This is a genomic window from Acidimicrobiales bacterium, assembly GCA_016716005.1.
GTDB lineage: Bacteria > Actinomycetota > Acidimicrobiia > Acidimicrobiales > JADJXE01 > JADJXE01.
Window position 1 is genome coordinate 3,432,972 of the sequence record JADJXE010000001.1, and the last position, 14,021, is coordinate 3,446,992.

General features: G+C 74.6%; 14 protein-coding genes. 6 read left to right on the forward strand and 8 right to left on the reverse strand.

From position 1 onward, the window contains the following. Positions 1-29: 29 nt before the first annotated feature. Genes IPM45_16660 through IPM45_16680 form a run of 5 tightly spaced genes read right to left on the reverse strand, consistent with a single transcriptional unit; the run spans position 30 to position 6,770 of the window. Positions 30-1,472, reverse strand: coding sequence for a glycerol kinase (locus tag IPM45_16660; GenBank protein MBK9181159.1), 1,443 nt, complete (start codon positions 1,470-1,472; stop codon positions 30-32). Continuing rightward, a complete protein-coding gene (locus IPM45_16665; protein MBK9181160.1) occupies positions 1,469-1,864 on the reverse strand; it encodes a hypothetical protein in 396 nt (131 codons plus the stop codon). Before IPM45_16665 ends, IPM45_16660 begins: the two co-directional genes overlap by 4 nt. Further along, on the reverse strand, positions 1,861-3,483 hold the full coding sequence (locus IPM45_16670; GenBank protein ID MBK9181161.1) for an FAD-binding oxidoreductase: 1,623 nt from the start codon (positions 3,481-3,483) through the stop codon (positions 1,861-1,863). Before IPM45_16670 ends, IPM45_16665 begins: the two co-directional genes overlap by 4 nt. Next, on the reverse strand, positions 3,377-5,047 hold the full coding sequence (locus IPM45_16675) for a glycerol-3-phosphate dehydrogenase/oxidase (GenBank protein MBK9181162.1): 1,671 nt from the start codon (positions 5,045-5,047) through the stop codon (positions 3,377-3,379). The genes IPM45_16670 and IPM45_16675 overlap by 107 nt, the downstream gene beginning before the upstream one ends. Positions 5,048-5,057: 10 nt before the next feature. Then, positions 5,058-6,770 (reverse strand): DUF885 domain-containing protein, encoded by a 1,713-nt coding sequence (locus IPM45_16680; protein MBK9181163.1) that lies wholly within the window; start codon positions 6,768-6,770, stop codon positions 5,058-5,060. A gap of 89 nt (positions 6,771-6,859) precedes the next feature. On the opposite strand from IPM45_16680, the gene IPM45_16685 reads away from it, so the two are divergent. The 6 genes from IPM45_16685 (at position 6,860) to trpD (ending at position 11,283) form a co-directional block, all read left to right on the forward strand. Beyond that, positions 6,860-7,354 carry a transcriptional repressor gene (locus IPM45_16685; protein MBK9181164.1) on the forward strand — a complete coding sequence of 165 codons (495 nt, stop codon included), beginning with the start codon at positions 6,860-6,862 and terminating at the stop codon, positions 7,352-7,354. After that, positions 7,347-7,766, forward strand: coding sequence for a rubrerythrin (locus IPM45_16690; GenBank protein MBK9181165.1), 420 nt, complete (start codon positions 7,347-7,349; stop codon positions 7,764-7,766). The genes IPM45_16685 and IPM45_16690 overlap by 8 nt, the downstream gene beginning before the upstream one ends. A gap of 92 nt (positions 7,767-7,858) precedes the next feature. Beyond that, positions 7,859-9,160 (forward strand): hypothetical protein, encoded by a 1,302-nt coding sequence (locus tag IPM45_16695; GenBank protein ID MBK9181166.1) that lies wholly within the window; start codon positions 7,859-7,861, stop codon positions 9,158-9,160. Positions 9,161-9,221: 61 nt separating this feature from the next. Further along, positions 9,222-9,824, forward strand: a complete 603-nt coding sequence (locus tag IPM45_16700) for a DUF3501 family protein (protein MBK9181167.1) — start codon at positions 9,222-9,224, stop codon at positions 9,822-9,824. Positions 9,825-9,960: 136 nt separating this feature from the next. Further along, on the forward strand, positions 9,961-10,194 hold the full coding sequence (locus IPM45_16705; protein ID MBK9181168.1) for a WhiB family transcriptional regulator: 234 nt from the start codon (positions 9,961-9,963) through the stop codon (positions 10,192-10,194). 33 nt (positions 10,195-10,227) lie between these two features. Beyond that, positions 10,228-11,283: an anthranilate phosphoribosyltransferase gene (gene trpD / locus IPM45_16710; GenBank protein ID MBK9181169.1), complete on the forward strand. Its 1,056-nt coding sequence runs from the start codon at positions 10,228-10,230 to the stop codon at positions 11,281-11,283. Between the two features lie 57 nt (positions 11,284-11,340). Here the strand turns inward: trpD and IPM45_16715 are convergent, their stop codons facing one another. From IPM45_16715 to IPM45_16725, 3 genes are read right to left on the reverse strand one after another with little or no spacing between them, the layout of a single operon-like run. Beyond that, positions 11,341-11,619 carry an Lrp/AsnC ligand binding domain-containing protein gene (locus IPM45_16715; GenBank protein ID MBK9181170.1) on the reverse strand — a complete coding sequence of 93 codons (279 nt, stop codon included), beginning with the start codon at positions 11,617-11,619 and terminating at the stop codon, positions 11,341-11,343. 14 nt (positions 11,620-11,633) lie between these two features. Then, the gene (locus IPM45_16720; protein MBK9181171.1) at positions 11,634-12,275 is read right to left on the reverse strand and encodes a hypothetical protein; all 642 of its coding nucleotides are present in this window, start codon (positions 12,273-12,275) and stop codon (positions 11,634-11,636) included. A 27-nt stretch (positions 12,276-12,302) separates the two neighbouring features. Continuing rightward, on the reverse strand, positions 12,303-13,991 hold the full coding sequence (locus IPM45_16725) for a DEDD exonuclease domain-containing protein (GenBank protein ID MBK9181172.1): 1,689 nt from the start codon (positions 13,989-13,991) through the stop codon (positions 12,303-12,305). Positions 13,992-14,021 lie beyond the last annotated feature (30 nt).

Here is a 14,021-nt window from a genome sequence, read left to right on the forward strand (position 1 = left end):
GGGGGACAAACGGCGGAGCCATGGGCACCCTAGAAGTCGAGGGCCGACAGCTCGGGGACCCACCGGGCCGCCCTCCGGCAGGCCTCGGCCCACCGCTCGCGGTCGAGGACCCGGGCGGGCTCGACGACGGTGCGGGGTCGCCAGGTCGCCGCGACGTCGTCGAGGTCGGCCCACGTGCCCACGGCCAGGCCGGCGAGGAACGCGGCGCCGAGGGTGGTGGCCTCGGTGACCGGAGCCACCTCGACCGGCCGCTGGGTGGCGTCGGCCACCGCCTGCAGGAAGGTGGGGTTGGCGCTCATCCCACCGTCGACCCGGAGCGACGGGATCCTCATCGCCGAGTCGGCCTCGGCCGCGTCGACCAGGTCGGCGCCCCGTTGGGCGATGCCCTCCAGCACGGCCCGCACCACGTGTGACCGCTCCGAGCCCCGGGTGAGGCCGAGCAGGGTGCCCCGAGCCCCGTAGTCCCAGAACGGCGTGCCCAGGCCGAGGAGGGCGGGCACGTACACGACGCCGTGGGCATCCGGGCACGCTGCGGCCACGGCGTGCGACTCGGCCGCGTCGGCGATCACCCCCAGGTCGTCGCGGAGCCACTCCACGTTGGTGCCGGCCGAGAGCATGATCGCCTCGACCCCCCAGACGGGCTGGCCGTCGCGGCGCCAGGCGACGATCGGGAACGTCCCCCCCGGTCCCCGCTGCTCGAAGGCGGGCCGGTCGGGCCCCACGACGAGGTCGAGCATCCCGCCGGTGCCGAAGGTGATCTTGGCCAGGCCCGGGTGCACGCAGCCCTGGCCCACGAGCGACGCCTGCTGGTCGCCGGCCAGTCCGGCGATGGGCGGGGCGCCGGGCAGGGCCGTGGCCTCGCCCACGATGCCGGTCGAGTCGACGATGGTGGGCAGCACCGTCTCGGGGATCCGGAGTGCCTCGAGCACGTGCGGGTTCCAGGCCGAGCCGTCGCCGTACAGGAGCCCGGTGACCGCGGCGTTCGTGAGGTCGGTGACGTGCAGCGATCCGCCCGACAGGTGCCAGGCGATCCACGTGTCGACGGTGCCGAAGCACAGGTCGCGGGCCCGCTCGGGGTCGGCCAGGTCGAGCAGGAAGGCCAGCTTGGTGGCGGACACGTTGGGCGCCAGGTGGATGCCCTGGCCCTGCAGCATCAGGCACATGCCCACCGTGCGGAGGTCCTGCCAGCCGACGCCGGGCCCGACGGGCTCGCCGGTGCCGCGGTGCCAGACGACCGCGGATGCCCGCTGGTTGGCGATGCCCACCGCGTCGACCGGCCCGGCCTCGGCCAGGACCGCCTCGGCACAGTCGAGGGCTGCGCCGGCCTGCTCGACCGCGTCGAACTCGACGAAGCCCGGCGCCGGCGACGACGGCAGCACCGGCAGGTAGCGCTCGGCGGCCACGGTGGCGTCCGGGTGGACCACGGCGGCCCGGACGCCGCTGGTGCCGACATCGACGACGAGGATGCTCACGGTCGGACCTCCCGGTCCCTCGGGCCGACGCGGCCCCCGATCAGGCCGCCGACCGTGCCGGCGACCACCGACAGCACGGCGCTGGAGAACACCCTCGCCCAGCTGATCTCGTCGCCGGCCACGAGGCGCCGGATGACGCCGATGCCCTGGACGACCACGAACACCGTGGCCGCGGCGAGGATCCCGTGTGTGAGGGGTGTCCCCCGGTGCTGGAGCCCCGCGGCGACGGCCGCGCCGGCGGCCAGGCCGAGCAGGATCACCAGGGGGGCCACGAACGACCCGCGCTCGCCGCTGTCGTCCACCGCCTGGCCGATCAGCGCGGCCGGCACCGCGATCACCGCCGCCAGGGCGGCCCCGGACGCCACGGCCCGGACGTCGACGGCGCGGCTCACGGCCAGCCGACCGGCCCCCACGGGTCGGGGAGGCCGAGCTTGCCGGGGTTGAGGATCCCGGTCGGATCGAGGGCCTGCTTGACCCCGGCCAGCACGTCGAGCGCCGGACCGAGGGCGTCGACCATGAAGCGGGCGCGGTTGAGGCCCACGCCGTGATGGTGGCTGAGGTTGCCGCCGGCGGCCAGCACGGCCTGCGTGCCCGCATCCCACGCCGCCCGGTAGAACGCGTCCTTCTCGTCGGCGGGCGGCTTGCCGGCCAGCGTGAAGTACAGGCAGGCGCCGTCGGTGTAGCTGTGCGACTGGTGGGCCGAGGCCACCATGCAGTGCGGCACCGTCCGCAGGGCGGCGACGGTGTCGTGGTACACCCCGGTGATCACGCCCCACGGGGCCGTGACCTCCATCGTGTCGACGACGTAGCCCCTGCTGTAGAGCGCCTCCAGGGCGGACACGTCGTTGCGGTGCTCGAGCCAGCGACCCACCAGCCCCTCGTCGAGGGGCTCGGCGCCGGTGGCGCGGCACTCGTCAGCCACCACGTCGAGCGACGCGTCGACCAGCCGGCCGTCGCCCTCGTCGAGCACCAGCAGCACGCTGCGGTCGCCGGTCTGGTATGAGCGGTCCGCCTCGACCGCGTCGTACAGGCGGAGCACCGCCGGCGTCGCGCCCCTCCGGAGGATCCGCCGGCAGACCTCCAACCCGGCGTCGAACGAGCCGAAGCCCCATGCGGAGCGGCCCTCGGCCGTCGGCGCCGGGTGCAGCCGGAGGCGGGCCGCGGTGATCACGCCGAGGGTGCCCTCCGAGCCCACGAACAGCTGCGTGAGGTCGGGACCCGTGGCCGCCCGGGGCGCGCCGCCGGTGCGGATTCGCCGCCCGTCGGCGAGCACCACGTCGAGCCCGACGACCATGTCCTCGATCTTCCCGTAGCGGGTCGAGAGCTGGCCGGCGCCCCGGCAGGCGAGCCACCCGCCCACGGTCGAGAGGGCCATCGACTGCGGCCAGTGCCCGCAGGTGAGGCCGTGCTCGCGCCCCAGCTCGTCCTCGAAGTGGTCGCCGAACGTCCCGGCCCGGACCTCGGCCACGAGGGAGAGGTCGTCGACCTCCACGATCCCGCGCAGGCCGGTGAGGTCGAGCACGACGCCGCCGTGCACGGGGACGCTGGCGCCGCACACGCCGCTCCGGCCGGCGGCCGCGGTGACCGGGATGCGGGCCTCGTTGCAGATCTGCAGCACCGCCGCGACCTCGTCGGCGTCGCCCGGCCGGGCGACCACGGCGGCTCTCGCCGCGACGTCGCCGTCGAGCGCCCAGGCGATGGCGATCGGCCACCAGTCCCGGCTGGCCTCCACCAGGGCCGGATCGTCCAGGGCGACCCGGCCGCAGGCGGCACGGAGGTGCTCGACCACCCGGTCCGGCACCTCCACCCGCTGCGCCCGGAGCCGGGTGCCGACCTGGGCGGCCGGGCGGTCGAGCGCGATCGGCGGCACCGGGCGGCCGGGGCCGAGCTCGTCGCCGGCCACGTCAGGCGCCGATCGCGGCGTCGAGGGCGGACTCGGGGAGCCCGCCGGCGCGGCGCTCGGCCCCGACGGACGCCCGGTACGCGGCCACCTCGCGCGCCACGTCGGCATCGCTCCACCCGAGGTCGGGGGCGATCAGCCGAGCCACGTCGTCGGCCACGGCCGCCGAGGCGTCGCGGGCGAGGAGCCGGGCCCGGGTGCGACGGGAGAGCACGTCGTCGAGCGAGCCGCTCATCTCGTAGCGGGCGGCGTAGACCGCCTCGGCTCGCACGTACGGGAGCCCCGGCACCAGCGCCGCGCCGAGGGCGGGGTCGGCCTGCAGCATGGCCGCGATGACGCGGGCCTCCGACCCGTACCGCGAAGCCAGGTGCCGGGCCAGGTCGGGCGGCAGCCCGAGGCGCGACGGGCCCTCGGCCTCGATCGTCTCCCAGCCCTCGGCCCCCCGCAGGCGCACCTTCCTGGTGCGGCTGCGACCGCCCCGGCCGAGGCCGTCGACGATCAGGTCGACGGTGTCGGCGGCCATCCGCCGATACGTGGTGAGCTTGCCGCCGGTGACCGTGATCAGCCCGCCCGCCGAGCGGCTCACCGCGTGCCGGCGGGAGAGGTCGGCCGTCTTGGCCGTGGCGGCGCTCTTGACCAGGGGGCGCAGCCCGGCCCAGGTGCCCACCACGTCGGCTTCGGAGATCGGTTCGGTGAGCGAGTGGTTCATGGCCCGCAGCAGGTAGGCGACGTCGTCAGGGGTGCACTGCGGATCGTCGAGCGAGCCGTCGTAGTCGGTGTCGGTGGTGCCGATGTAGGTGAGGTCGCCCCACGGCACCACGAAGATCGAGCGCTTGTCGCTCGGCACCGGCACGACCACCGCGATGTCGTTGCGGATGCGCTGCCACGGCACGGTGATGTGGATCCCCTTGGCCGGCCGGATCGTGTCGGGATCGCGGCCCTCGTCGAGGGTGCGGACCCGGTCGGCCCACACGCCGGCCGCGTTCACCACCGAGCGGGTGCGGATCCGGATGCGCTCGCCGCCGGCGTCCACGTCGGCTGCGACGATCGCGCCCGAGGCGTCCTTGTGCAGCCCGACCAGGCCGGCCCGGTTGACGACCACGGCGCCGTGGTCGATGGCCGCCGTCCGGGCCACCGCCAGGGTGAGGCGGGCGTCGTCGGCCTGGGCGTCGTAGTAGAGGTAGCCCGCGGCCAGGCGGTCGCGGGGGAGGGTGGGCATGTGCGCCTCGGCCTGGTCGGCCGAGATGCGCTTGTGGAGCTTGCCGATGCGCAGCCCGCCGGTGAGGTCGTACATCCACATGGCCGAACCCAGCGCCCGGGCCAGCTTGGCGTTCATGAGCCCGTCGCGGGTGAGGACGGGGATGAGGAACGGCAGGACCCGCACGAGGTGCGGCGCGGTGTGGCGCAGCACCTGCCGCTCGGCAAGGGCCTCGTAGACGAGCCGGAACTCGCGCTGCTGCAGGTAGCGGAGCCCCCCGTGGACGAGCTTCGACGACTTCGACGAGGTGCCCGAGGCGAAGTCGTCCCGCTCCACCAGGGCGGTGCGCAGGCCCCGGCTGGCGGCGTCGAGGGCCACGCCGACGCCGGTGATGCCACCGCCGACGACGCAGACGTCGAAGGTCTCCTCGGCCAGGCGCCGCAGCGCGTCGGCCCGGTCGAACCCGTGAGCGGACATGCCGCCGATCCTACGGGGCGGGCTCCGGGGGCACCGCACCGAGGCGCCCGAGCTCGGCGCGCAGGAGGTCGAGGCCGAGGTTGCCGAGGCCGAGCGCGCCGGCGTGGAAGGCCCGGAGGTCGAACGCCGGCCCGAGACGGGCGGCCACGTCGTGGCGGCACTCGAGCCAGGCCCGCTCGCCCACCTTGTAGCTGATCGCCTGCGCCGGCCAGCCGAGGTAGCGGTCGATCTCGCTGGCGGCGAAGGCGTCACCGAAGGGGCTCCGAGGCCGGAGGAACGCCAAGGCGAGCGCCGGCGTCCAGCGCTCGCCCGGGTGGAACGGCTGGCCGGCCGGCAGGCGCATCCCCAGGTGCACCCCGATGTCGATCACCACGCGGGCGGCGCGGAACTGCTGGGAGGTGAGGAACCCGAACCGGGTCCCCGGGTCGGCGAGGAAGCCGAGCTCGTCCATGAGGCGCTCGGCGTACAGCGCCCACCCCTCCCCGTGCCCGCTCACGAAGGTGAGCCTCTGGAAGCGGCTGAGGCGGTCGCCGAGCACGCGCACCTGGCCGATCTGGAGGTGGTGGCCGGGCACGCCCTCGTGGAAGGCGGTGGTGACCTCCGGCCAGAGCGGGAAGCGGGTCTTGCCGAGGGTCGGGTACCAGGTGCGCCCGGGCCTGGTGAGGTCTTCCGAGGGGGGTGTGTAGTACATGGCGGCCGCGCCGCCCGGTGGGGCGATCATGGCCTCCACCCGCCGGATCGGGCCCGGGATGTCGAAGTGGGTGCCGTCGAGCTCGTCGACGGTGCGATCCATCAGATCCTGGAGCCAGCGGCGGAAGGCGTCGACCCCCTCGACGGCCTGCGCGGGGTCGGTGTCGAGGTGGGCCCTGGCCTCGGCGGTGCTGCCACCGGGCACGATCCGGTCGGCCAGGTCGGCCAGCTCGGCCTCGATGCGGGCCAGCTCGGCCCAGCCCCACTCGTACGTCTCCTGCAGGTCGGGGGAGGCGCCGAGCGAGAACCGGGCGAAGCGGTCGTAGCGCTCGGGACCGACGGCGTCGTCGTCGGGAGCGCGGGGCGCGTAGTCGTCGAACAGGAATCGGGCGGTGACCTCGACCGCCTCGGTCGCGGCTGCGGCCGCCTCGGCCAGCCGCGGGCCGAGCGCGGGGTCGTCGATCCCCGTGCCGGCGAAGGTGTCGGCGAGGGCGACGAAGTAGGCGGGCGCGCCTCGCAGCCCGGCCCAGGTGGCGGCCTGCTCGGCGCAGGCGGTCGCTTGCCGGCGGGCCGCGTGCAGGCCCCGGCGGAGCGCCTCGTCGAGGGTGTGGCGGAAGCCGGTGAGGGCGTGGGGGACGCGCTCCATGCGATCGGCGATCGCCACCCAGTCGTCGGCCGAGGAGCGGGCCATGAGGTCGAACGCCTGGCGGACCGACTGGAGGGGCGAGCCGATCACCCGGAGGGGCCGGTACGGCTCGCCGGCGTCGTCCAGCGCGAGCTGGGCGTCGAGGCGCTCGGCCAGGACGCCCGCGGCCAGCCGGTCGGCGTCGCTCTCGATCGGCAGGCGCCGTAGCTGGTGGAGGGTCTGGCGAGTGAGCTCCTCGCGGGCCTCGATCCCGCGGGGCGAGAGGTCGGTCACCTCGGTGTCGTGGCCGGCCACCCCCCGGGCGGTGGCGGCGAGCGGGTCGAGGGCGGCCCACGCCTCCACGTAGCGGTCGGCGAGGGCGAACACCTGGCTCCGGGCCTCGGGCATGGCCGGATGGTACGACCCCGAGCTCGTCCGCGAAGGTTTCTCGTCAGCAATAGTTGTTGACTGATGGCGGGGCGCGGTACGATCGTTCCGTGCGGACGCCCACGGAGCTCACCCAGGCCTTCCGCGACCGGGGCCTGAAGGTCACCCCGCAGCGCCAGTGCATCTTCCGCATCCTCCACGGGGCGGTCGAGCACCCCAGCGCCGACCGCGTCTACGAGCGGGCCGTGGCCGAGTTGCCCACGATCTCGCTGCGGACCGTCTACCAGACCCTCAACGACCTGGCCGAGATGGGCGAGATCCAGGCGCTCGAGCTCGGCACGGGCTCGGCCCGGTTCGATCCCACCGTCGGCCCGCACCACCACCTGGTGTGCGACGCCTGCGGCCGGGTCCACGACCTGCACGTCGAGTTCCCCGGGGTGCAGGTGCCCTCGGGCCTCGAGCACGGGTTCAGGGTCACCGCCACCGAGATCGTCTTCCGGGGCCTGTGTGCCGAGTGCCGGGCCGACGACCCGGACCCGCCCGCACCGCCGGCTTCCCCCACCACCCACCGATCCACACTCACCGAGGAGCACATCCATGCCTGAGCTGCAGGGAACCAAGACCCACGAGAACCTGAAGGAGGCGTTCGCCGGCGAGAGCCAGGCCAACCGCCGCTACCTCTACTTCGCCCAGAAGGCCGACGTCGAGGGCTACCCCGACGTGGCCGCGCTGTTCCGGTCGGTCGCCGAGGGCGAGACCGGTCATGCCTTCGGGCACTTCGACTTCCTGGCCGCGGCCGGCGACCCGGTCACGGGCGAGCCGGTCGGCCCCACCGAGGACAACCTCCGCTCGGCCATCGCCGGTGAGACCTACGAGTACACCGAGATGTACCCGGGGTTCGCCCGCACGGCGCGCGACGAGGGCTTCGACGAGGTCGCCGAGTGGCTCGAGACCCTCGCCCGGGCCGAGAAGAGCCACGCCGGCCGCTTCACCGAGGGCCTCAAGTTCGTCTCCTGACCCCCTGACGTGACCGGCCCCGGGGCGTCGCGCCCCGGGGCCGGTGCGCGCCGCCCAGCGACCCGCCGCCCGACCCTTCCGGAGGTCCGCCCGTGACGACCACCTATGACCCGTTCCACCCGAGGTACTTCGACGAAGCCGACCTCCGGGAGGAGCTCACCCGGGTCTACGACCTCTGCCACGGGTGCCGGCTCTGCTTCAAGTTCTGCTCGGCCTTCCCCACCCTGTTCGAGATGATCGACGCCATCCCCGAGCAGGACTCGGCCCGGCTCTCGCCGGCCCAGCAGGACCAGGTCGTCGACGAGTGCTTCAACTGCAAGCTCTGCTACATCAACTGCCCCTACATCCCCGGTCAGCACGAGTGGGAGCTCGACTTCCCCCGGCTGATGCTGCGGGCGGAAGCGGTGCGGCACCGGAACAAGGAGGTGCCGCTGCGGGAGCGGGTCACCGACGGCTTCCTGGCCCGGACCGACCTGCTGGGCAGGGTGTCCGTGCCTCTCTCCGGCGTGGTCAACGCCAGCACCGGCACCCCTGGGTCGTTCTCCCGCCGGATGATGGAGAAGGTGGTCGGGGTCGCCTCGCAGCGCCTCCTCCCGCCGTTCGCCAAGCAGCGGTTCAGCACCTGGTTCCGCAAGCGGGCCCGGCCCGTGCTCGGGCGCAAGCAGGCCGAGGTGGCCCTGTTCCCCACGTGCCTGGTCGAGTACCAGGCGCCGTCGGTGGGCAAGGACGTGGTGCGGGTGTACGAGCGCAACGGCGTCGAGGTCGACCTGCCCGAGACGGTGTGCTGCGGCGCCCCCTGGCTCCACGCCGGCGACGTCGACAGCTTCGTGAAGCAGGGCCGCAAGAACGTCGAGGTGCTGGCCCGCGCCGTGCGGGAGGGGAAGGACGTCGTCGTCCCCCAGCCCACCTGCGGGTTCGTGCTGAAGAAGGACTACCCGGATTACGTGGGTGGCCCCGACGCCCAGCTCGTGGCCGAGCACACCTACGACGCCGCCGAGTACCTCATCAGGCTGCACAAGGGGGAGGGGACCGAGCTCGACACCGAGTTCCCCGGCACCATCCCCGAGACCATCACCTACCACGCCCCCTGCCACCTCCGGTCGCAGGGCATCGGCCTGAAGAGCCGCGACCTGATGAAGCTCACCGGCGCCAGGATCCAGATCGCGGAGGGGTGCTCGGGCATCGACGGCACCTGGGGCTACCGGGAGAAGAACTACGAGCTGGCCAAGGACGTGGCCCGCAAGCTCGGGGCCGCGATCGACAAGCAGGCCGCCGATGTGGTGGCCGGCGACTGCCACCTGGCCAACGGGTCGATCACCGAGGAGACGGGCCGGGTGCCGATGCACCCCATCTCGGTGGTCGCGCGTGCCTACGGCATCCCCGAGGAGGCCTGATCCCTGCCCGTCCGACCCCGACCCCGGCCCGGCCCCGGCCCCACCCACGAGGAGACCCACGATGGCGAAGCTCACCCTCGACGACATCGCCGACCTGCGCGCCTACGAGCGGGAGCGCGCCGAGTTCCGCCAGCGGATCATCGAGCTCAAACGGGTCCGCCGGGTGCACGTCGGCACCATCGTCACCCTGGTGTTCGAGAACCGCGACACGATCCGGTTCCAGATCCAGGAGATGGCCCGGGTCGAGAAGATCATCAGCGACGAGGGCATCGCGGCGGAGCTGCGCGCGTACAACCCGCTGATCCCCGAGCCCGGACAGCTGTCGGCCACGCTGTTCATCGAGCTCACGTCCAAGGAGCAGCTGGTGGAGTGGCTGCCGAAGCTGGTGGGCATCGAGCGCTCGGTGGAGCTGCGCCTCGGCCACGGGGCCGACGTCGACGTGGTGCGCTGCGTGCCCGAGGAGTCGCACGAGGAGCAGCTCACCCGGGACGACATCACCGCGTCGGTGCACTACATCCGCTTCGAGCTCACGCCCCAGCAGGTCGAGCGCGTCGCCAGCGGCCCCGTGGTGCTGGCGGTCGCCCACCCGGCCTACCGCGACGAGGTCGAGCTGGGAGAGGCCACCCGGGCGTCGCTCCTGCGGGACCTCCGGGGCGAGGCGTAGCCGGCCGACGCCCGGTCGGTACGAGCCCAGCCTGACGAGGATCCAACTGGCCTCGGCCGGGCGGGCCCCCGTAGCATGCCCGGGTGCCGGTGGCGGAGCCGGCAGACGGCAGCCCGAAGGAAGTGACCCCCCCGACATGACCAACTCGTGGCGTGATCAGGCCGCCTGCCGCGGGCTCGATCCCGAGGTCTTCTACCCGCAGGACGACGACGACGACGCCGGCGTCGCCAAGGAGGTGTGCGGGCTGTGCACCGTCCGCACGTCCTGCCTCGAGCACGCCCTGTCGTCTCGGGAGAAGGAGGGGGTCTGGGGTGGCGCCACGGAGCGGGAGCGGCGCCGGATCATCCGCCAGCGCCGCCGCACCGCCTGAGCCCGGCTCCCCGGCTCCCGGTTGGCGCACTGCATGACGACCCTGGCCGAGGTGGGCGGCTGGCCGGCCGTCCTCGGGTCGCTCACCGATGGCCGTGACCTGAGCGCCGGCGAGGCCGAGGCCGCGATGGCCGACGTGCTCGACGGTGCCGCCACCCCCGCCCAGATCGCCGCCTTCATCGTCGCCCTCCGGATGAAGGGCGAGACCGTCGAGGAGCTCAGCGGGCTCCTGCAGGCCATGCTGGCCGTGGCCGAGACGGTGCCGGTGCGCGACCGGACCGCCCTGGTCGACACCTGTGGCACGGGTGGCGACCGCAGCCGCAGCATCAACGTCTCCACCCTGGCGGCGCTGGTGGTGGCCGGTGCCGGCGCCCGGGTGTGCAAGCACGGCAACCGGGCGGCGTCGTCGGCGTCGGGCTCGGCCGACGTCCTCGAGGCCCTCGGCCTGGTCATCGACCTCGGTCCGGCGGGGGTCGCCCGCTGCGTCGACGAGGCCGGCTTCGGGTTCTGCTTCGCCCCCCGCTTCCACGCCTCGATGCGCCACGCGGGCCCCACCCGGCGCGAGCTCGGGATCCCGACGGTGTTCAACTTCCTCGGTCCGCTCGCCAACCCCGCCCGCGTGCGGCGGCAGGTGGTGGGCGTCAGCGACCCGTCGATGGCCGAGCGGATGGTGCAGGTGCTGGCCACGCGGGGCGCCGAGCGGGCCCTGGTGGTCTACGGCCACGACGGTCTCGACGAGCTCACGACCACCAGCACCTCCACGGTGTTCGACCTGTGCGCGGGCGACGTTCGCACCTACGTCGTGGACCCGGTGGCCCTCGGGCTGGCGCCGGCCACGCCCGAGCTGCTCCGGGGTGGTGACGCCCAGGCCAACGCCGAGCACGGGCGCCGGGTGCTGGCGGGGGAGCGGGGGGCGCACCGCGACGTGGTGCTGCTGAACGCGGCGGCCGGCCTGGTGGCCGCCGGCCTGGCCGTCGACCTGGTCGAGGGCCTGGAGCAGGCGGCGTCGGCCGTCGACGACGGGCGTGCCGCCGATGCCCTCGACCGGGCCGTGGCCGTCTCGGCGCGGGCCAGGGCCGAGGGCGAGTGAGCGCTCGGCGTGGGGCGCGCCGCGCGCCCGCTGCTCGCCCGTCCCCGCGGTGACCGGTCAGCCGGAGCCGATGCTCCACATGGCTTCGAGGTCGTGGCGGCTGTAGGCCTGGAAGGCGATCATCGTGCGGGTGCGCACGATCCCGTCGAGGCCCGCGATCCGCCCGGTCACCACCTCGGCCAGCTCGTCGTGCCGGCGGACGCGGACGATCACCACCAGGTCGTCGTCGCCGGCCACCGAGTACACCTCGGCCACGCCGGGCACCTCGGTGAGCTCCGAGGCCAGGTCGGCGACACGGCGGGGCTCGGCCCGGATCAGCACGAAGGCGGCGACCACCGGGCCAGGCTAGTTCAGCGCCGAGGGCCGCGGCGCTCGACCGGCGACTCGGCGGCGCGCTCGGTCAGCAGCGGCAGCTCGTCGGGTGGCACGCCGCCTTCGGTCAGCTCGAGGCGGCTGAGCTCCTGCCGGGCGTCGTCGAGCAGGTCGAGGCGCTCGGCCACCCACGCCAGGCCCTGGGGCTCGCCGTGCGCCGGCGTCGCCGCCGGGGTGGGCCTGGTGGCGTCGGTGGCGGCCCGGGCCAGGCGGTCGGCCAGGCGCTCCACCTCGGCGACCGATGTGGCCAACTCGCGCAGGGCGCGCTTGCGGTGCTTCTTGGGGAGCCGGTTCATGACGACGAGGTGGCGGTCGAGCTCGACCGCCTCGCGCTCGATGGCACCGGCCAGCTCGCGGAGGTGATCGGGCACCGCTCGGCGGTCGGCCGGGCGGGTGGCCAGGCGGACCGCCTGGGCGGCCCGCTGGAGGCCCCGGTGCATCCGGGCGGCCGGGCTGCCCGACCACAGCCAGGCCACGGGCGCGTCGGTGGGCACCCTGGGGCTCACGCGGACTCGACGCTTGAGCCGCCACCACGACGCCGCCGCGAACGCGGCCGTGGCCGCCGCCCCGACGACGAGGAGCAGGAGGATCCAGCGGACCACCTCGCCCATGTCGCCCACGGGTGCAGCGTACCGACGCCGCCCCGGTCAGGTGGTGTCGGCGGCTGGCCGGCGCGTCGCGAACGACGGGAGCCGGGGAAGGGTGTCGGCGAGGGCGCCGTCGGCGTGGCGCAGCGCGAGCGTGCCGGCCTCGGCGTCGAGCCAGGCCGCGATCACGGCCAGCTCGTCGGCCAGCTCACGGGGCACGGGGCCGTCGATCGCGGCCGCCCCGCCCGGCAGCTCGGGGGTGACGGTGACCTGCCCGTCGGGCCCCCACGACCGCACGAGCAGGCCGTGCTGCAGCTCGACGCCGCCGCGACCGGGCCAGTCGAGCACCACCCGTCCGGCGGCGCGCAGGCCGTCGAGCCGGCGCTGGCGGCGGAGGGCGCCGGCGAGCGCAGCAGCCCGATCGCGCACGTCGGCCGCCTCCTCGTAGCGCTCCGACCCGGCCAGGGTGCCCATGCGCTCGCGCAAGGGTGCCAGGAGCAGCTCGGGGTCGGTGGTGAGCCCGGTCACGAGCCGCTCGACGACCCCGCCGTACTCGGACGGTGAGACGCCGCCGGCGCAGGGGCAGAGGCAGGCGCCCAGCTGCGCGGCTGCGCACGGGGCGCGACGAGGGCTGCGGCCGGGCCGGCCGGTGCACCGGCGGAGGGGCGTGACCGTGTGGATGGCGTCGGCGACGAGGCGGGCCTGGGCGGCCGAGGCCAGCGGACCCAGGTAGAGACCGCCGTCGTCGCGAGGGCTGCGGACCACGGACAGGCGGGGGAAGGCCTCGCCCAGGGTGAGCTTCAGGTAGGCGTAGCGATCCCAGGTCTTGGCCTGGCGGTTGAAGCGGGGCCGCAGGCGGTGGATGAGGCGGACCTCGAGCACCGCGGCCTCCAGCGGGTGGGCGCACACGACGTGATCGACGCGCTCGGTCTCGCGGAGCAGCTGGGCCACCTTGCGGCGCTCGTCGCCCGAGAAGTACGAGCGCACGCGCTGGCGGAGGTTGGTGGCCTTGCCGACGTACAGGACCTCGCCCCGCCGGTCGCGGAACTGGTAGACGCCGGGGCGCCGTGGCAGCCGCGCCGTGAGCCGCAGCTTGGCGGCCTGGGGGTGCCCCCCGATCGTGGGCAGGGCGAGGAGGTCGTCGAGGCCCAGCACGCCGAGCCCGGCCGCCCGCTCGAGCAGGAGGTGCAGCAGATCTGCGGTGGCCAGCGCGTCGTCGAGGGCGCGGTGGCTGGGCCGGTGGGGGAGCCGCAAGCGGTCGGCGAGCGTGCCCAGCCGGCAGTTCGGCACCTCGTCGCGCACCAGCCGACGTGCCAGCGAGCACGTGTCGACGGCCGGGTTGGCGAGGGGCGCCCACCCGCCGCGGTCGAGCGCCGCCCGCAGGAACCCCAGGTCGAACCGGACGTTGTGGCCCACCACCACCGAGTCGCCGGCGAACTCGAGCAGGCTCGGCAGCACGGCCTCGATCCGGGGGGCAGGCAGCACCATGGCCTGGGTGATGCCGGTGAGCACGGTGATGGCCGGCGGGATGAGCGCACCGGGGTTCACCAGGGTCTGGAAGGTGCCCAGGCACTCCCCGCCCCGCACCTTGACCGCTCCGATCTCGGTGATGCCGCACGCGTCGGGCGACGTGCCGGTGGTCTCGAGGTCGAGCACGCAGAAGGTGACGTCGGCCAGGGGGGTGCCGAGGTCGTCGAAGGAGCGCTGCACGCCCGCACTGTAGGCGAACAGGTGTTCGACGACCCGCATGTTGGTCGTCGAGCCACCGGTACCATCCTC